Source organism: Luteitalea sp. (assembly GCF_044337415.1).
Taxonomy (GTDB): domain Bacteria; phylum Acidobacteriota; class Vicinamibacteria; order Vicinamibacterales; family Vicinamibacteraceae; genus Luteitalea.
The window spans coordinates 24214-41458 of sequence record NZ_JBIINP010000011.1; the positions used below are offsets into that span (position 1 = coordinate 24214).

A 17245-nucleotide genomic window follows, 5' to 3' on the forward strand; every position below is an offset into this window, starting at 1 on the left:
CTACCATGCCTGCAGTGACGGATCGGCACCAACAGGGGAGCGGGCCGGCAGGCCGCGAGCGGGCGGCGCTGGTGGGCCTGATCACGGGCGAGGCGCGTCGCACCCACGTCGAGGACGCGCTCGAGGAACTCGCCGGGCTCGCCGAGGCTGCTGATGCTGTGCCGGTCCTGCGGTTCACGCAGGAGCGCGAGCGGCCCGACCCCGCCACGCTCATCGGCTCCGGCAAGCTGGAGCGCCTGAAGGCCGCGTGCGAGGAGGCCGACCTCTCGCTCGTCATCTTCGACAACGAGCTCACGCCGGCGCAACTGCGCAACATCGAGAAGGGCCTCGAACGGCGCGTCATCGACAGGACGCAGCTGATCCTCGACATTTTCGCGCGCCGGGCGCGCACGCGCGAGGGCAAGCTCCAGGTCGAGCTCGCGCAACTCCGCTACCTGCTGCCACGGCTGGTGGGGGCCTCGGCAGCCTTGTCGCGCCTGGGCGGGGGCATCGGCACCCGCGGCCCGGGTGAGACCAAGCTCGAGACCGATCGTCGGCGCATCCGCGTGCGCATCGGCGTACTCGCCGACGAGTTGGCCGAGGTCCGGCGCCGGCGGGGGCAGTTGCGCGATCGCCGCCGCCGCACCGAACTGCCCGCCGTGGCCCTGGTCGGTTACACCAATGCGGGCAAGACCACGCTCTTCAACCGGCTGACGCACGACTCGGCGGTGGCCTCCGATGCGCTGTTCGTGACGCTCGATCCGCTTACGCGCGAGCTCAAGCTGCCGCATCGCCAGCATGCCGCCCTCTCGGACACCGTCGGGTTCATCGACCGCCTGCCCCACACGCTCGTGGCAGCGTTCCGCGCCACGCTCGAGGAAGTGGCCGACGCCGACCTGCTGCTCCACGTGGTCGATGCCTCGATCGACGACTACGAGCGCCACATGCAGGCCGTGGACCGGGTGCTCGGCGAGGTCGACGCCGCCGAGGTGCCGATGCTGCTGGTGTTCAACAAGGTCGATCGCCTGGATGCCGGGGCCCGTGACCACCTGCGCCAGGCGTACGAAGGGTCCCTGCAGATCTCTGCGGCCACCGGCGACGGCGTGGACGAGCTGCTGACGGAGGTGGCGCGTGCCCTCGGCCTCGACACGCGCCGGGTGACGCTCTCGTTCGACCAGGGGCGGCAAGAGGACCGTGAGGCGATCGAGCGGCTGTACCGCGTCGCGCGCGTCCTGAGCCATGACGCCGACGGCGACCGCGTGAGCATCGAGGCGGAAGTGCCGCGCCGGCTCATGCAACGCCTGCAGGAAGGCCTGTCGCTATGACGGCCACCGCGCGCCGCTGGCTGCTGGCGGCGACCCTCGGACTGGCCCTGTCGACGGCGTGTTCGCGGCCCGTGCCCCCGCCGGTCGTGGCGCCCGGGGCCGAGCGGTTCCCTGATTACCCCAAGCCTCTGGTACCGGCCGATCTGGCCAGGCCCGCGCCCCCCGTGCAAGCGCACGAACGGGCGTGGGCGCAATTGCAGTCGGGCGACCCCCGGAGCGCCGAGCGGACGCTGCGCGAATCCCTCAAGAAATCGCCCCGCTTCTATCCCTCGCAAGCCGCGCTCGGGTACGTGCGGCTCGCGCAGGCGGCCCACGCCGACGCGCTGCAGTGGTTCGATCGCGCGCTCGCGGCGCAACCCGCGTATGTGCCAGCCCTGGTCGGGCGCGGCGAGGCGCTGGTCGAGCTCGGGCGTGAAGGGGAGGCGTTCGATGCCTACCAGTCGGCCCTGGCGGCCGCGCCGGACCAGCCGGTGGCGTTGCGCCGGGTCGAGGTGCTGCGGTTCCGCGCCGTGCAGAGCGACGTGGCCGCCGCGCAGGCCGCCCTGGCCGGACAACGCCTCGAGGAGGCCCGCGAGCACTATGGCCGCGCGCTGCGCGCGTCGCCGGACAGCGGGTTCCTGCACCGCGATCTCGCGGACGTGGAACTGAAGCTCGGTCAACTGGACCGCGCGCGGACCATGGTCGACCGTGCGCTGGCGCTCGACGCGGCGGATGCCAGGGCCTACGCGATCCGCGGTGAATTGAACGTCGCCGCGGCGGAGCCGGTGGTGGCGCTCGCCGACTTCCGGCGCGCGCTCGAACTCGACCCGGGCCTCACGGACCTGCCGGCCCGCATCACGGAGATCGAGACGGGCCTCAAGGACGCGTCACTGCCCGCCGAGTTCAAGGCCATCGGCGGGTCGCCGCGCGTGACGCGCGGCGAGGCGGCGGCGTTGCTTGCGCACAACGTCGCGCCGATTCTGCAGGCGACTGCCCGCGGGACGGTACTCATCACCGACAGCCGGCGCCACTGGGCGCAGGCGTCGATCCTGCTGGCCGCCCGCGCAGGCGCAATGGAGGTGTATCCCAACCACACCTTCCAGCCCAGTGCCGGCATGAGCCGCGGCGAGTTCGCCGCGACGGTCGCACGCGTGCTCAACCTCGTGGATGCCCGTGCCCCGCAACTCGGCCAGGGATGGCGCGAGGCACGACTGGCGTTCGCGGACGTGCGTCCCGGGCACACGCTTTATGTGCCGATCTCGCGAGCCGTGGCCAGCGGTGTGATGACGCCGCTCGAGGGGCAGACCTTCGGGATCAGCCGGCCCATGAGTGGGGCCGACGCCGTGGCCGCAGTGGATCGTCTCGCGCGCATCGTCGAGAAGCTCGGGCCGATGACCGGCGCCGCGCCGCGGCCCTGACGAGAACGAGCCGTGCTGACCTTCGCCAACCAGCTCACGCTGCTGCGGATGCTGTTGATTCCCGTGTTCGCCATCCTGCTCGTGTACGGGCAGCTCGGCGGCGCCCTGTCGGTGTTCGTGCTCGCGTCGGTGACCGACCTGCTCGACGGCTACGTGGCACGGCGGTCAGGGCCCACCACGCTGGGGGCGTGGCTCGATCCCGTCGCCGACAAGCTGCTGTTGCTCACGATGTTCGTCGTGCTGACGTTCCCGCTGCCGCACCTCACGCACCGCATCCCGCTGTGGCTGACGGTGGTGGTGGCGAGCCGCGACGTGGGCATCGTGTTGACGGTGTCGATCGTCAACCTGGCACTGGGGCCGAGGACGTTCTACCCGTCGATCTGGGGGAAACTGGCGACCGCCACCTTCGCGGCCACCGGGGTGGTGACGTTGCTGTACAACTGGCTGGCGCGGCCCTCGGCCATCCCCGGGCTGTTCGCGATCGCCTCGGGCATCATCACCGTCGTCAGCGCGCTGCACTACCTGCTCACGGCGCAACGCCCCACGATCAGGCCGTCGTGACTGCAGACTTTCACGATTGCAGAATTTCACCCCGTGCGCCCAACACTCTGGCCGTGGTGCAATCCTGCAATTCTGAAATTCTGAAATTCCGAAGCTATCCCAGAACCTTGCGGCGGAAATACTCGATGGTGCGCGTCAGGCCATCTTCCAGCGACACCTTCGGCTCCCAGCCGAGCAGCGTGCGGGCCTTGGTGATGTCGGGGCGGCGCACCTTCGGGTCGTCCTCCGGCAGCGGCCGGTAGACGAGCGTCGAGCTCGACCCCGTCATGCGGATGATCGTCTCGGCGATCTGCTTGATGGTGAGCTCGTGCGGGTTGCCGATGTTGACGGGCTCGTTGGTCGCCGAGTCCATCAGGCGGAGGATGCCGTCGACCAGGTCCGACACGTAGCAGAAGCTGCGCGTCTGCGAGCCGTCGCCGAAGATGGTGACGTCCTCGTTGCGCAGGGCCTGGCTCATGAAGGCCGGCACCGACCGGCCGTCGTTGACGCGCATGCGCGGGCCGTAGGTGTTGAAGATGCGGACGATCTTGGCGTCGACCCCGTGGTAGCGGTGGTACGCCATCGTCATGGCCTCGGCGAAGCGCTTGGCCTCGTCGTACACGCCGCGCGGACCGACCGGGTTGACGTTGCCCCAGTAGGTCTCCTTCTGCGGGTGTTCGAGCGGATCCCCGTACACCTCGGAGGTGGAGGCGAGCACGAAGCGCGCCTTCTTCTCCTTGGCGAGCCCGAGCGCCTTGTGCGTGCCGAGCGCCCCGACCTTGAGCGTCGGGATCGGCAGTTCCAGGTAGTCGATCGGGCTGGCCGGGCTGGCCCAGTGGAGCACCGCGTCGACCGGACCGTCGATGTAGATGTAGTTGGTGACGTCGTGCTTGATGAACGTGAAGTCGCGGTTGGCCAGGTGCGCGATGTTGGCCGTGTCGCCGGTCAGCAGGTTGTCGATGCCCACGACCGTGTAGCCGCGGTCGAGCAGGGTCTCGGCGAGATGGGAGCCGATGAAGCCGGCGGCTCCCGTGATGACGACGCGTGGCATGCGCTGGACCTCAGTAGGCGTGCTTGTGGAAGAACCCCTTGATCACGGTGAGCCACATGATCTTGAGGTCCAGCATGAGCGACCAGTTCTCGATGTAGTACAGGTCGTACTCGATGCGCTTCTCGATGGACGTGTTGCCGCGCCAGCCGTTGACCTGCGCCCAGCCGGTGAGGCCGGCGCGGACCTTGTGGCGCAGCATGTACTGCGGGATGCGTTGCTTGAACTGGTCGACGAAGAAGGGGCGCTCGGGGCGCGGCCCGACGAGCGACATGTCGCCGCGCAGGACGTTCCAGAGCTGCGGCAGTTCGTCGAGGTTGCTGCGGCGGAGGAACTGGCCGATCGGCGTGCAGCGCGGGTCGTCCTCGACGGCCCAGACCGGGCCGGAGTTGCGCTCCGCCCCGTCGTACATCGAGCGGAACTTCCAGACGTAGAAGGCCTTGCCGTCGAGCCCCATCCGCTCCTGGCGGAACAGGGCCGGACCCGGCGACGTCAGGCGGATGATGAGCGTGAGCAGGCCCATCGGGATGGCGAGGGCCAACAGGCTGGCGCCGGCCAGCACGACGTCCATGGTCCGCTTGAGGACGGCGTTCAGTCCGCGCAGCGGCACATCGTGGATGTTGATGATGGGGAGGCCGTCGAGATCCTCGAGCCGGGCTCGCAACGAGATGATCTGCAGCAGGTCGGGGACGACGCGGATGTCGACGATCTCGCGGTTGGCGTTCTCCACCAGCGCCAGCATCTTGACGTGCTCGTCGAGGGGCAGCGCGATGTACAGGTGGTCGATGCGCTCCCGTTGCAGAATCTCGGGGGTCTCGTCCAGGGTGCCGAGCAGGGGCAGGCCGCGATAACCCAGGCTGGCGCCGCCCTCGGCCTTGTCGTCGACGAAGCCGACGATCTTGAGGCCCAGCTCACGGTGTTCGAGGATGCGATCGACCACGAGGCGGCCGAGATCGCCGGCCCCCGCGACCAGGACGCGCTTGAGCCCGATGCCGGCGCGCCAGCGCCGCTCCATCCAGTCGCGGACCGCGACGCGGCTGACGAAGGTGAGGGCCACGTTCAGGAACAGGAAGAGGCCCCACACCAACTGGCTGACCTCGAACACGCCGCGGTCCTTCAGCGGGTCGGGCACGTAGTACGTCTGCACGTACAGCGTGCTGACCACGCCCAGCACCACGGCGAGCACGTTGCCGACGAGGACGCCGAAGAAGTCGTCGATGCGGGAACGGCCACGCCGCAGCCGATAGACGCCGTGGAGGTGGAAGGCGAGGGGCACCAGCCCGCCGATGATCGGCGCCAGCCAGAGGTACTGCTCGAAGGGCGGGTAGCCCTTGGTGACGGCGATGAGGCCCGAGTGGAAACGGACCCAGTAGGCGAGCAGGAAGGCGACCACGCCCGACGCGGCATCGGCGGCCACGTGCAGGGCCACGAGGAGGCGGTTGTAGCGCCTTACCATCGCACCGCCTCCGGGGCGGCCTGTCGCAAGTCGGTCACGGCGTCGGTCAGTTCCTTGACGAATCGGTCAGTGGCAAACCGCTCCGCCTGTGTCCTGCAGGCGGCCGGCTCCGGGGGCTGCTCGAGCACCCGGCGAATCCCGTCGGCCAGGGCATCCACGCCCTCGCCGGTCAGGGCTCCCGTGCGGCCATCCACGATCGTCTCGGTCGCGCCACCGCGCCCGAGGGCCACCACCGGGGTCCCGCAGGCCTGTGCCTCCACGGGCACCAGGCCGAAATCTTCCTCGCCAGGCAGCAGGACCACCGCCGCCCGACGATACAACTCGCGCACCTCTGAGTCCGGCAGGGCCCCCAGGAATGCGACACCCGACCCGCCCGATCGTGACAGGGCGGCAAACTCCGGGCCTTGCCCGACGATCCGCAGCGGCACGCCGATCTGCCGACAGGCGGCGACGGCGACGTCGACCCGCTTGTAGGGCACCAGTGCCGAGACGACCAGCGCATAGCCCTCGCGCGGCCGTTCGCCGGGCGTGAAGTAGCGCGTGTCGACCGGCGGGTACACCACGGCCGACCGTCGATTATAGTATCGACGGATCCTCCGCGCAACATACTGAGAAATCGCCACATAGCGGTCCGGGCGCCCGCTCGTGCGCTGGTCCCAGCGGGCGAACCGGTCCAGCAGTCGCCGCATCACCGCCGACTTGACCCGTCCCACCCGCTCGACCCCGAAGTACTGATCGAACTGGTCCCAGGCATACCTGACCGGCGTGAAGCAGTAGCAGAGGTGCCGGGTCGGGGGGCGGGTCGGCACCGACTTGGCGGCGCAGTGACTGGTGGAAATCACCAGGTCGGCGTCGCCCACGTCGAGTCCCTCGATGGCCCGGGGATACAGCGGGAGCAGGTGGCGGTAGAGGCGCGCCACGCCCGGCACCTGTTGCAGGAAGGAGGTCTGCGGTCGGTGGCGTTCGATGGCGGGGGACACGCTCCCGGGGACGTGCAGCAGGGTGTGCAGCGAGGCGTCGGGGAAGCGCTCGCAGAGCACCTCGAGCACGCGCTCGCCGCCGCGCATGCCCGTCAGCCAGTCGTGCACGAGGGCGATGCGGGCCCCGGCCAGCGCGTCACTCATCGTCCGGCCGCCGTTTCGCGGTAGATGCGGAGGATCGTCTCGGACGTCCGCATCCACGAGTAGTGAGTCGCGCGCGCCAGTCCACGCTCGCGCATCTGGGCGCGGAGCGCGGGGTCGAGCAGGGCGCGGCGCAACCCGTGGGCGATGGCGGTCGGTTCCCGCGGGTCGACGAGGATGGCCGCATCGCCTACCACCTCGGGCAACGAGGACACGTTGGAGGTCACCACGGGGGTCCCGCTGGCCATCGCTTCCAGCGGCGGCAGGCCGAAGCCCTCGTAGAGCGAGGGGAAGGCAAACACCGTGGCGAGCCGATACAGGGCCGCCAGCGTCTGGTCGCCGACAAAGCCCAGGAACCGGACGTGCTTGTGCAGCTTGTGCTGGTGCACCGCCCGCCGCAGCGTCGGGTACTTGCTGATCTCGTCGCCGATGATGAGCAGCTTGGTGTTGGCGAGCGGTCCGGTGCGGACCAGCGCGAACGCCTCGATGAGCCGCTCGATGTTCTTGTGCGGCTTGATGTTGCCCACGTACAGCACGAACGGATCGTGCAGCTGGAAGCGCTCCTGCACGCGCGCGATGTCCTCGGCGGCCGGGGTCCGGTTGAAGCGGTCGTCGATGGCGTTGGGCGCCACCGTGATCTTCTCGGCGGGAATCCGGTAGAAGCGCAGGATGTCGCGCTTGGAGGCCTCCGAGACCGTCAACACGTGGGACGACCGGTGCGTTGCGCTCCACATGAAGGTGCGCGCGTAGGTGTAGGCCAACCGGTTCGGCAGGTACTGCGGGAACATCAGGTGGATGCAGTCGTGGATCGTCACCACCGATGGGCATGGCAGCACCGGCGGCAGCACGTAGTGGGGCGCATGGAACACATCCACCCGCTCCCGCCTCAGGATTGACGGAATGCTGAACTGCTCCCGCAGCGAGTAGTTGCCGGCCGTGCTGATCACGCCCCGGAAGTTCGGGCCGACGGTGCAGGCGAACTCGAGGTCGTCCGGTCGGCTGATGAGGATGTACTCCGACGCCGTGTCCAGCACCGCGAGGCGCGCGACGATGTTGCGGACGTACGTGCCGATGCCGTAGTCCCGCAACTTCCGGATGTCGATCGCCACGCGCATTCGGGCCGAGTCTAGCACCCGGGCCGCGCAGGCGCGGCCCGGGTGAATGCCGCACTGCCGCGATGCCGCAATTCAGGAAGGCCGAAGGCTGGAGAACGAAGGCCCAAGGCCGAAGGACGAAGGTCGATGGCGCGGCCGTGTCAGCCGCGCCGCCCCGTCACGTCGCGCGCGGCGAGGTACCAGCGCAGCAGCCAGGCCCAGCGCGGGTGGTGCTTGCGGTAGAAGGCGAGTTGGCTGTCGCGATAGCGCCGGGTGGTGGCGGCCGGCGCCGACGCCCGCGATCGACCGCGCAGGTGCGTCACGACGACCTCGGGGGCATAGAGAATCCGATGGCCGGCCGCGCGCAGGGCCGCGCAGAAGTCGACGTCCTCGCAGTACATGAAGTAGCGCTCGTCGAGCAGGCCGACCGCCTCGGCGGCCTCGCGCCGGACGAGCAGGCACGCACCGCTGACCCAGTCGACGAACTGCCGGCGCTGCATGTCGGCGGCGATGCGGGCACGGACCGCCGTCGGCCCCGCCGACAGCAGCCGGCCGCGCACCTTCTGCCGGGCTTCGTTCAGGGGCGAGATCATCGGGCCGTACGACAGCTCCTGCTGCCCGGTCCCATCGACAAGGCAGGGCCCCGCAGCAGCCGCTGCCGGTTCGCCGTCGAGCGCGGCGCACAGGCCTTCCACCTGCCCGGCGCCCACGAGGGTGTCGCTGTTGAGCAGCAGGACGTAGGGCTGGGTGGTCGCGCGGATGCCGATGTTGTTGGCGGCCGCAAAGCCCACGTTCTCAGGCAGGCGCCGCAGCGGCAGGTCGGGCCAGCGGGCCGCCAGGGCATCGGCGGTGCCGTCTCCGGAGCGGTTGTCTACCACGATGGCTTCCCACGGCCGCGCCGGCGGATGTGCATGCACTGACGCGAGGCAGGCCAGCGCGTCCTCGCGCGCGTTGAACGTGACGATGACGATCGAGACGCCGTGGGTCACCGTCGTCCTCCCGCCGCGTCGACCAATGCCTGCCACGTGAGGCGCGCCGTGTCGTCCCACCGGTAGCCGGCGACGGCCGTGTCTCCGGCGGCGATGCAGGCGCGGCGGTGCTCCGCGTCGGTCACCAGCCGCACCAGCTCCGCGGCCAGGCCCGGCGCATCGCCGGCCGCGACGTAGCGGGCGCCGTCGCCGTAGACCTCACGGGCCACCGGGGTGTCGAGGACCACCGTCGGCACGCGATGCCGCATGGCCTCGAGGGGCGTCAGGCCGAACCCCTCGTACGCCGACAGGAACGCGAACACGCCGGCCGAGGCATACGCCGCGTCGAGATCGGCCTCCGAGACGTAGTCACGCAGGCGGACCGCATCGCCGAGGCCGAGTCGTGCGGCCAGTCCCTGCAGGTCCTGGCGGGGGTGCGTCCGGTTCTCGCCGATCACCTCGAGGCGCAGGTCGGACACCTGCCGGCGCGCCAGCGCCACCGCCTCGATCAGCATCGGCAGGTGACGCCGCTCGAAGATGGACCCGACGAACAGCACCTCGGGCGTCGCGCGCCCCGGCAGGGGGGCTGGAGGGGCGTCGTGATAGTCCACCGCCAACGGGATCACCCGGAGGCGCCCCGCCGGCACGCCCAGGTGGCGCTGGATCTCGTCGGCAGAGAAGCGAGTGAGCGTGAGCACGAGGGCGGCGCGCGCGGCGCTCGCACGCGCCAGCAGGCGCAGCCGGAGTCCGTGGCGCCAGGCGTACCACTCCGGGTGGGCCGCGAACGACACGTCGTGCATGGCCAGCACGAGCGGCGAGGCGGCCCACAGCGGCGCGGTGTAGGCCGGCGAGAAGCGCACGTCGAGATGCGCGTCGCCAATTGCCCTGGCCAGCGCCCGCTGCTCCCACACGGTGCCGGGCGTGCCGGGCACGACCTGCGTGATCAGGCGCGCGCCCGGCGCCCCGGAGATCGGGGTGATGGCCGGGGGCTCGGGCGCGAACAGCACCACCTCGGCGCCGGCATAGGCCGGGTCGCGGTGCCAGCGCACGAGCAGCTCCCGCAGGTAGCGCCCGACGCCGGTCGGGCGTCCGGCGAGTTCCCGCGCATCGACGCCGATGCGCATCAGCGGGCCCTCCGGCGGGTGATGGCGTCGGCATACGCACGCCAGAGGTGCTCGGCGGACCGCTCCCACGAGAACGTCGCTGCCCGTGCGATGCCCCGCTGTCGGAGCGTCTCGAGTCGGGCGGGGTCGGCCAGGAGCGCCGCCACGGCCTCGGCAATGCCTCTCGGGTCGTCTGGCTCCACGAGGACCGCGGCGTCGCCGCACACCTCGGGCAGGGCGCCGCGACGCGCCGCCACCACGGGTACCCCGGCGGCCATCGCCTCGACGACGGGAATCCCGAACCCTTCGTCGAAGGAGGGCAGCACGAGCAGGCGCGCCGTGTCGTAGAACCCGCGGCGCGCGGACTCCTCCAGATACCCGACATGCTCGACGACGCCCTGCAGTGGCGGTCGCTGCAGGCGCGCGAGCACGGGCGCCGCCGCTGGGGGCGCGCCGCCCGCCAGGCGCAACGGGATCCGCAGGCCACCGGCCATCAGGTGCTCCCAGGCATCGAGCAGGCCTGCGATGTTCTTGCGGGGCTCGAGCGTGCCGAGGCAGATCACCGGTCCCTCCGCGGGCACGGACGGGCGCGCGGTCCAGCCGGGAGCGCCGTTGTGACAGGTCACCACCGAGGCAGGGGCGACACCGAGGCGCGCCACCACCTGCGCGGCGACGGTCGCCGACACGGTGACCACCAGATCCGCGCGCCGCGCGTGATCGGCCACGAGCGCCGGGTAGTCGCGCCGCACCTCGGCCGCGGTCGCCTCCGGGTGATCGAGGAAGAACAGGTCGTGGATCGTGACCACCTGCGCGGCCCGTCGCGCCGGAATCAGCAGGGGCGTGGGGGAGTGGACGATGTCGGCGGCGCCGACGAGCCACTCGACGGGCGGGAACTGCCACCGATGCCACGCCCAGTTGAGCGCGCGGACGGGCACGCGGATGTCCGTGGCGCGAATCCCCGGGCCTGGCGACTCCAGGCGATCCTTCCAGCTGCTCGAAAACACGGCCACCTCGGCCCCCGGCGGGGCCGTGGCGCCCAGCGCGAGCGCCGTGCGGTGGACGTACTCGCCAACGCCCGTGCGGGTGCGCAGGGCGGGACGATAGTCGAGCAGCACCTTCACGGGGACGTATGCTAGCGTAAGGCGTTCGGGCGTCTGTGCCTCGGCGCGTCAGGGCTGGCGTACGGATGGAGCGGGCATGCCGTCCCCCGACCGGAGGATCAGACGTGAAGATTGCAGTGGTGGGTACGGGCTACGTGGGGCTCGTCGTCGGGGCGTGTTTCGCCGAGAACGGCAACGACGTCATCTGCGTCGACAGCAATGTCGACAAGGTCAAGGCGCTCAAGCGCGGCAAGATCCCGATCTACGAGCCCGGCCTCGAGGAGATCGTCAAGCGGAACTCGTCGGAGAAGCGCCTGACGTTCACCACCGACCTGCCCTCGGCCGTCACGGCCTCCGACATCATCTTCATCGCCGTCGGGACGCCCGAGGCCGAGGACGGCTCGGCCGACCTCAAGCACGTGCTGGGCGTGGCCCGCGACGTCGCCCGGGCGATGAACGGCTACAAGGTCGTGGTCGACAAGAGCACGGTGCCCGTGGGGACCTCCGAGAAGGTCCGCGAGGTGATGGCCAAGGAGACCACCCATCCGTTCAGCGTCGTCAGCAACCCCGAGTTCCTGAAGCAGGGCGCGGCGGTCGACGACTTCCTGAAGCCCGACCGGGTGGTCATCGGTGCCGACGACGAGCGCGCCGGCAAGGTCATGACGGAGCTCTACGCGCCGTTCACGCGCACCGGCGCCCCGATCATGGTGATGGACTGCGCCAGCGCCGAGCTGTGCAAGTACGCCGCCAATGCCATGCTGGCCACGCGCATCTCGTTCATGAACGAGGTGGCGCGCGTCTGTGAGCTGTACGGCGCCAACGTCGATCAGGTGCGCCGTGCGGTGGCGTCGGACGCCCGGATCGGGCCCTCGTTCCTGTTTCCAGGCGTCGGCTACGGCGGCAGCTGCTTCCCGAAGGACGTCAAGGCGATCCTGAAGTTCTCGCGCGACAAGGGCTACGACTTCAAGATCCTCGAGGCCGTCGAGGACGTCAACGCGGCGCAGAAGAAGAAGCTGCTGCAGATGATGAAGCAGCGCCTGCGGTCCCTGAAGGGCAAGACGATCGGCGTGTGGGGCCTGGCGTTCAAGCCGCGCACCGATGACATGCGCGAGGCGCCGGCCATCACGATCATCGAGGGGCTGCTCAAGGCCGGGGCCATCGTCCAGGCCTACGACCCCGAGGCGCAGGCGACCGCCAAGCGGATCTTCGGCGACCGGATCACCTATTGCCGGAACGCCTACGAGGCCCTCAAGGACGCCGACGCCCTGGCCCTGATCACCGAGTGGAACGAGTTCCGCGAGCCCGATTTCGAACGCATGCGCAAGCGCATGAAGACGCCGGTGATCTTCGACGGGCGGAACATCTACAAGCCCGAGGCCATCGCGGCGCAGGGCTTCGCGTACTACTCGATCGGACGCTAGCTCGATGGCCGTGCTCGTCACCGGCGGAGCCGGGTACATCGGCAGTCACTCCGTGAAGGCCCTCCTGGCGGCGGGGCGCCGCGTGGTGGTGCTCGACGACTTCTCCGCCGGACATCGCGGCGCCTGCGCGGCGCTGCAGACCGTGGCGGCCCCGGGGCAGTTGACGGTCGTCGAGGCGGGTATCGGCGAGACGGCCACCGTGGAGGCGACCTGCCGCGAGCACGGCATCGACGCCGTGATGCACTTTGCCGCCTGGTTGTCGGTGGGCGATTCGGTCACCGACCCGGTCGGGTACTACCGCAACAACGTGGTCGGGTCGCTCGGCCTGCTCGACGGGCTGCGGCGGGCTGGCGTGACGCGGCTGATCTTCTCGTCCACCTGCGCCACCTACGGCGAACCCCAGCGGGTGCCGATCGACGAATCGCATCCGCAACAACCCATCAACTCGTACGGCGAGACCAAGCTCGCCGTCGAGCGGGCGCTGCCGCACTTCGAGACCGCCTACGGCCTCAAGAGCATCGCACTCCGGTACTTCAACGCGGCCGGCGCCGACCCTGACGGTCTGCTCGGCGAAGATCACTCTCCGGAGATCCACATCATCCCGCGGGCCATCTTCGCGGCCCGCGGCACCGACAGCCTGAAGGTGTTCGGCGACGACTACCCGACGCCCGACGGCACCTGCCTGCGCGACTACATCCACGTCACCGACCTGGCCGACGCCCACGTCCGTGCGCTCGAGTCGTTGGAGCAGGGTGGCCCATCCGCTCGGTTCAACGTCGGCACGGGCACTCCGCACTCGGTGCGGGAGGTCATCGAGGCGGTGGCGCGTGTCGCCGGCCGTCCCGTGCCCTTCACCGTCGCACCTCGCCGCGCCGGTGACCCCTCCACGCTCTACGCAGCCAACGACGCCATTCGTGCCGCACTGGGCTGGGTGCCGCGCCACGCCGACCTCGACACCATCGTCGGCACCGCGTGGCGCTGGTTCGACGCGCATCCTGATGGCTACGGCGACTGAGGACCGCGACCCCCGCGCGTGACTGTCCTCCTCCGGCTGCTCCGCTATGCGCGTCCGTACCGCGCCCACATTGCCGCGGCCTTCGTGGCGATGGTGGCCTATGGGGCTGCGTCGGCCGGCGTCGTCTACCTGATCAAGCCGATCTTCGACCAGGCGCTGGGCAACCAGGCGGAGTTGCCTACCATCGCGCTCGCCATCGTCGGCGTGTACCTGGTGAAGGGCCTGGGTGCGTACCTGTCGGCGTACATGATGACCGACGTCGGGCAACGGGTCGTGCGCGACATCCGCAACCAGATGTTCGGGCACGTCCTCGGCCAGTCGGCGGCGTTCTTCTCGCGCCGGTCCACGGGGCAGCTCCTGTCGCGCGTCAACAACGACGTCAACCAGGTGCAGCAGGTGGTGTCGCAGACGATCGGCGACATCATCCGTGAGGGCTTTGCCCTGGTCGGCTACATCGGCCTGCTCTTCTACCACGACGCCCGGCTGGCGCTCGTGTCGCTGACCGGCGCGCCCGTCCTCATCTATCCGCTGGTGCGCCTGGGCCAGCGCGTCCGGCGGCGCGGCCGGCGGTCGCAGGAACAGCTCGAGGTCCTCACGCACATCACCGCCGAGGCCTTCGGCGGGCACCGCATCGTGAAGGCCTTCGGCGCCGAGGCGCGCGAGCAGGCGCGCTTCGAAGACGCCTCGCACCGCGTCTACCGCACGAACATGCAGGTGACCAGCACGGTGTCGGCCCTTCCGCCCCTGATGGAGTGGCTGGGCGGCATCGCGGTGGCCGCGATGCTCTGGTACGGCGCCTCGCAGATCGGGCAGGGCCGCCTGACGATGGGCGAGTTCATGCTCTTCGTCACGACGCTGTTCCTGATGTACGAGCCGATCAAGCGGCTCAGTCGCGTCAACGCCACGCTGCAGCAGGCCATGGCGGCGGCGCAGCGCATCTTCGAACTGCTCGACACGCACACGGAGGTCACCGACCGGCCCGGCGCCGTGCCGATGCCGCGGCCGCGGACGGCCGTGGAGTTTCGCGACGTCAGCTTCGCCTACGCCGATCGCGACAAGCGCACCGTGCTCGACGGCGTGTCGTTCCGCGTCGAGGCCGGCGAGATCGTGGCCATCGTCGGCCTCAGCGGCGCCGGCAAGACCACGCTGGTGAACCTCCTGCCGCGGTTCTACGACGTCACCGACGGCGCCATCCTGATCGACGGCCTCGACATCCGCGACGCGACGCTCGCGTCGCTGCGTGCCCACATCGGCCTGGTCACGCAGGAGACCGTGCTGTTCGACGACACGATCGCCAACAACATCGCCTATGGCCGGCCCACGGCGTCGCCGGCCGAGATCGAGGCTGCCGCCCGTGCCGCGCACGCGCACGAGTTCATCGCGACGCTGCCGGAGCGCTACGAGACGCGGATCGGCGAGCGGGGCGGTCGCCTGAGTGGCGGTCAGCGGCAGCGCCTCGCCATCGCCAGGGCCATCCTCAAGGATTCGCCGATCCTGGTGCTCGACGAGGCGACCTCTTCACTCGACGCCGAGTCGGAGCGCCTGGTGCAGGACGCCCTGCAGGCGCTGATGCGCAACCGCACCTCGTTCGTGATCGCGCATCGGCTGTCGACGGTGCGCAGCGCCGACCGCATCATCGTCCTCGAGGACGGCCGGATCGTCGAGACGGGCCGCCACGACGATCTGCTGGCGCGCCCCGGTGGCGTCTACAGCCGGCTGTACGCGCTCCAGATGTTCGGCAACGAAGCCGCCACCGAGCCGGCGGGGGCCGGGGAGGCGACGCCCGCGACGGTCGCCGTGCCGCGGCCCGCGGCGGGACAGGCCAGCGCCATGCGCGCGATGGAAGACCGATGATCGTATCGATGACCGGATTTGCGGCCGCCAGCCGCGAGACCGAGGACCTGGCGGTGAGCGTGACGCTGCGCAGCGTCAATCACCGTCACCTCGACGTGCAGTTCCGCCTGCCGCAATCGGTGCAGGCCCTCGAACACGTCTTCCGCGCCACCCTGCAGCAGCGGCTGGCCCGCGGGCGTGTCGACGTCGCCATGAATGTCCAGGAGCGGGTCGAGCCCGTGACCGTCGTGGAGATCGACGAGACGCTGCTCACCGCGGTGGGGGAGGCGGTCGGCCGAGCCCGCGCGGCGGGGATCGTCGAGGGCGCACTCCAGCCCGGCGACATGTTGCGCATCCCCCAGGTGCTCAAGGTGCGCGAGGAGCGGCCCGCCATCGATGCGGCGCGCCTCGAGGCCGTGGTCGGGGAGGTGCTCGACGAGGCGCTGCGAGCGTTGCACGACATGCGGCGGAAGGAAGGGGAGTTCCTGGCCGCCGAGCTCGAGGAGCGCCGGCAGGCCCTGATCGGCCTGGTGGAGGCCGTCGAGGAGGCCAGCCGGGACGGCGCGGCCGGGATCCAGGAGCGCTTGCTGCAGCGGGTGGCCGAGTTGCGGCTCGACCCGCAGGTCGACGAGACCCTGGTGGCGCAGGAAGTGGTCAAGTTCGTGGCCCGGTCCGAGATCCGCGAGGAACTGGTCCGGTTGCGCGCGCACCTGGCGCACTGGGTCGAACTGGTGGGCGGCGAGGAGCCGGTCGGGCGCAAGCTCGACTTTCTCCTGCAGGAGATGAACCGCGAGGTGAATACAATAGGCTCCAAGGCCGAGGGTGCCCGCGCCTCGGCCCTGGTGGTCACGGCCAAGGCCGAGCTCGAGAAACTGCGGGAGCAGGTCCAGAACGTGGAATGACGACGACCGCGCAGCAGTCCAGCGACGACCTCCCGGGCGGGGGGCAGCTCTTCGTCGTCTCCGCCCCCTCGGGCACGGGGAAGACGACCGTGGTCGAGCGCCTCGTCCAGGTGGTACCAGGCCTGACGATGTCGCGCAGCTACACGTCGCGCAACGCGCGCGCCGGGGAGCGGGACGGGGTAGACTATAATTTCGTGTCCCGCGCCACCTTCGAGGCCATGGTGGCGCGTGGCGAGTTCCTCGAGCACGCCGACGTCTTCGGCAACCTCTACGGGACCGGCAAGGCCGACGCCGAGCGCCTGATGGCGTCGGGCAAGGACGTGGTCCTGGTTATCGACGTGCAGGGCGCCGGGCAGGTCCGGTCGGCGGGCATTCCGCTGGTCACCGTCTTCGTGCTGCCGCCGTCGTTCGAGGTGCTCGAGCAACGCCTCCGGGGGCGTGGCAAGGACCCGGATGCCGCCATCCGCCGCCGTCTCGACACGGCGCGGGGCGAGGTGGCGGCCTACGAGGACTACGACTACGTGGTCGTCAACGACGACCTCGATGCCTGCGTGACGGCGATGCGCAGCATCATCCTGGCCGAGCGGGTGCGTCGCGCGCGCATGCGCCCCACGGCTGAGGCAATCCTGAAGACGTTCGGCGCCCAACCGGTCGCCTGAACGCGGGGCAGGGCCCCCAGAGCGCCCGGAGCAACGCCAGCACCCATGGTCGATCGCAGCACCCTTCCCAACGCCTTCGAGTTCGTCGTCGTGGCCTCGGCTCGCGCCAAGCAGTTGCTGCAGGGCTGTGTGCCCAAGGTCGAGCCGAGCGGCAAGCCGGCGCGCACCGCGCAGCGCGAGGTCCTCGAGGGCCACGTGTTGCCGGTGTACTCCGACGAGGCGCCGATCGATCCGCAGGCGCCCGCCCCGGTCTAGCGCTCGGCACGCCGCTCTGCGGTTCGTCA

16 protein-coding genes are annotated in these 17245 nt (G+C 70.3%); 9 read left to right on the forward strand and 7 right to left on the reverse strand.

The window, feature by feature from the left end:
* The first annotated feature begins 5 nt into the window (after positions 1–5).
* From hflX to ACIRDX_RS03780, 3 genes are read left to right on the forward strand one after another with little or no spacing between them, the layout of a single operon-like run.
* A complete protein-coding gene (gene hflX / locus ACIRDX_RS03770) occupies positions 6–1304 on the forward strand; it encodes a GTPase HflX (protein WP_396624065.1) in 1299 nt (432 codons plus the stop codon).
* Positions 1301–2701 (forward strand): tetratricopeptide repeat protein, encoded by a 1401-nt coding sequence (locus tag ACIRDX_RS03775; RefSeq protein WP_396624066.1) that lies wholly within the window; start codon positions 1301–1303, stop codon positions 2699–2701. Before hflX ends, ACIRDX_RS03775 begins: the two co-directional genes overlap by 4 nt.
* Before the next feature lie 12 nt (positions 2702–2713).
* Complete coding sequence (locus tag ACIRDX_RS03780) at positions 2714–3262, forward strand: CDP-alcohol phosphatidyltransferase family protein (RefSeq protein WP_396624067.1); 549 nt, start codon at positions 2714–2716, stop codon at positions 3260–3262.
* Positions 3263–3356: 94 nt separating this feature from the next.
* On the opposite strand, the gene ACIRDX_RS03785 is transcribed toward ACIRDX_RS03780, so the two are convergent.
* From ACIRDX_RS03785 to ACIRDX_RS03815, 7 genes are all read right to left on the reverse strand, one after another.
* The gene (locus tag ACIRDX_RS03785) at positions 3357–4292 is read right to left on the reverse strand and encodes a UDP-glucuronic acid decarboxylase family protein (protein ID WP_396624068.1); all 936 of its coding nucleotides are present in this window, start codon (positions 4290–4292) and stop codon (positions 3357–3359) included.
* 10 nt (positions 4293–4302) lie between these two features.
* The gene (locus ACIRDX_RS03790; protein WP_396624069.1) at positions 4303–5745 is read right to left on the reverse strand and encodes an undecaprenyl-phosphate glucose phosphotransferase; all 1443 of its coding nucleotides are present in this window, start codon (positions 5743–5745) and stop codon (positions 4303–4305) included.
* Positions 5739–6869: a glycosyltransferase gene (locus tag ACIRDX_RS03795; protein ID WP_396624070.1), complete on the reverse strand. Its 1131-nt coding sequence runs from the start codon at positions 6867–6869 to the stop codon at positions 5739–5741. The genes ACIRDX_RS03790 and ACIRDX_RS03795 overlap by 7 nt, the downstream gene beginning before the upstream one ends.
* Complete coding sequence (locus ACIRDX_RS03800; protein WP_396624071.1) at positions 6866–7981, reverse strand: glycosyltransferase family 4 protein; 1116 nt, start codon at positions 7979–7981, stop codon at positions 6866–6868. Before ACIRDX_RS03800 ends, ACIRDX_RS03795 begins: the two co-directional genes overlap by 4 nt.
* A 140-nt stretch (positions 7982–8121) precedes the next feature.
* A complete protein-coding gene (locus ACIRDX_RS03805) occupies positions 8122–8949 on the reverse strand; it encodes a glycosyltransferase family 2 protein (protein ID WP_396624072.1) in 828 nt (275 codons plus the stop codon).
* Positions 8946–10052: a glycosyltransferase family 4 protein gene (locus tag ACIRDX_RS03810; RefSeq protein WP_396624073.1), complete on the reverse strand. Its 1107-nt coding sequence runs from the start codon at positions 10050–10052 to the stop codon at positions 8946–8948. Before ACIRDX_RS03810 ends, ACIRDX_RS03805 begins: the two co-directional genes overlap by 4 nt.
* Positions 10052–11152 (reverse strand): glycosyltransferase family 4 protein, encoded by a 1101-nt coding sequence (locus ACIRDX_RS03815; protein WP_396624074.1) that lies wholly within the window; start codon positions 11150–11152, stop codon positions 10052–10054. Before ACIRDX_RS03815 ends, ACIRDX_RS03810 begins: the two co-directional genes overlap by 1 nt.
* Positions 11153–11256: 104 nt before the next feature.
* Between ACIRDX_RS03815 and ACIRDX_RS03820 the strand changes: the two genes are divergently transcribed.
* From ACIRDX_RS03820 to ACIRDX_RS03845, 6 genes are read left to right on the forward strand one after another with little or no spacing between them, the layout of a single operon-like run.
* The gene (locus tag ACIRDX_RS03820) at positions 11257–12552 is read left to right on the forward strand and encodes a UDP-glucose dehydrogenase family protein (RefSeq protein ID WP_396624075.1); all 1296 of its coding nucleotides are present in this window, start codon (positions 11257–11259) and stop codon (positions 12550–12552) included.
* A gap of 4 nt (positions 12553–12556) precedes the next feature.
* Entirely contained in the window at positions 12557–13567 is a 1011-nt protein-coding gene (galE, locus tag ACIRDX_RS03825) for a UDP-glucose 4-epimerase GalE (RefSeq protein ID WP_396624076.1), read from the forward strand.
* Between the two features lie 18 nt (positions 13568–13585).
* Positions 13586–15421 carry a lipid A export permease/ATP-binding protein MsbA gene (msbA, locus tag ACIRDX_RS03830; protein WP_396624077.1) on the forward strand — a complete coding sequence of 612 codons (1836 nt, stop codon included), beginning with the start codon at positions 13586–13588 and terminating at the stop codon, positions 15419–15421.
* An 8-nt stretch (positions 15422–15429) separates the two neighbouring features.
* Positions 15430–16302: a YicC/YloC family endoribonuclease gene (locus ACIRDX_RS03835; protein WP_396624078.1), complete on the forward strand. Its 873-nt coding sequence runs from the start codon at positions 15430–15432 to the stop codon at positions 16300–16302.
* Positions 16299–16961: a guanylate kinase gene (gene gmk / locus ACIRDX_RS03840; RefSeq protein WP_396624079.1), complete on the forward strand. Its 663-nt coding sequence runs from the start codon at positions 16299–16301 to the stop codon at positions 16959–16961. The genes ACIRDX_RS03835 and gmk overlap by 4 nt, the downstream gene beginning before the upstream one ends.
* A 45-nt stretch (positions 16962–17006) precedes the next feature.
* Positions 17007–17216 (forward strand): DNA-directed RNA polymerase subunit omega, encoded by a 210-nt coding sequence (locus ACIRDX_RS03845; protein ID WP_396624080.1) that lies wholly within the window; start codon positions 17007–17009, stop codon positions 17214–17216.
* Positions 17217–17245 lie beyond the last annotated feature (29 nt).

Coding starts and splice junctions, on each gene's coding strand:
- hflX (WP_396624065.1), top strand. CDS start 6: ATGCCTGCAGTGACGGATCGGCACCAACAGGGGAGCGGGCCGGCAGGC.
- ACIRDX_RS03775 (WP_396624066.1), top strand. CDS start 1,301: ATGACGGCCACCGCGCGCCGCTGGCTGCTGGCGGCGACCCTCGGACTG.
- ACIRDX_RS03785 (WP_396624068.1), bottom strand. CDS start 4,292: ATGCCACGCGTCGTCATCACGGGAGCCGCCGGCTTCATCGGCTCCCAT.
- ACIRDX_RS03790 (WP_396624069.1), bottom strand. CDS start 5,745: ATGGTAAGGCGCTACAACCGCCTCCTCGTGGCCCTGCACGTGGCCGCC.
- ACIRDX_RS03795 (WP_396624070.1), bottom strand. CDS start 6,869: ATGAGTGACGCGCTGGCCGGGGCCCGCATCGCCCTCGTGCACGACTGG.
- ACIRDX_RS03800 (WP_396624071.1), bottom strand. CDS start 7,981: ATGCGCGTGGCGATCGACATCCGGAAGTTGCGGGACTACGGCATCGGC.
- ACIRDX_RS03810 (WP_396624073.1), bottom strand. CDS start 10,052: ATGCGCATCGGCGTCGATGCGCGGGAACTCGCCGGACGCCCGACCGGC.
- galE (WP_396624076.1), top strand. CDS start 12,557: ATGGCCGTGCTCGTCACCGGCGGAGCCGGGTACATCGGCAGTCACTCC.
- ACIRDX_RS03835 (WP_396624078.1), top strand. CDS start 15,430: ATGACCGGATTTGCGGCCGCCAGCCGCGAGACCGAGGACCTGGCGGTG.
- gmk (WP_396624079.1), top strand. CDS start 16,299: ATGACGACGACCGCGCAGCAGTCCAGCGACGACCTCCCGGGCGGGGGG.
- ACIRDX_RS03845 (WP_396624080.1), top strand. CDS start 17,007: ATGGTCGATCGCAGCACCCTTCCCAACGCCTTCGAGTTCGTCGTCGTG.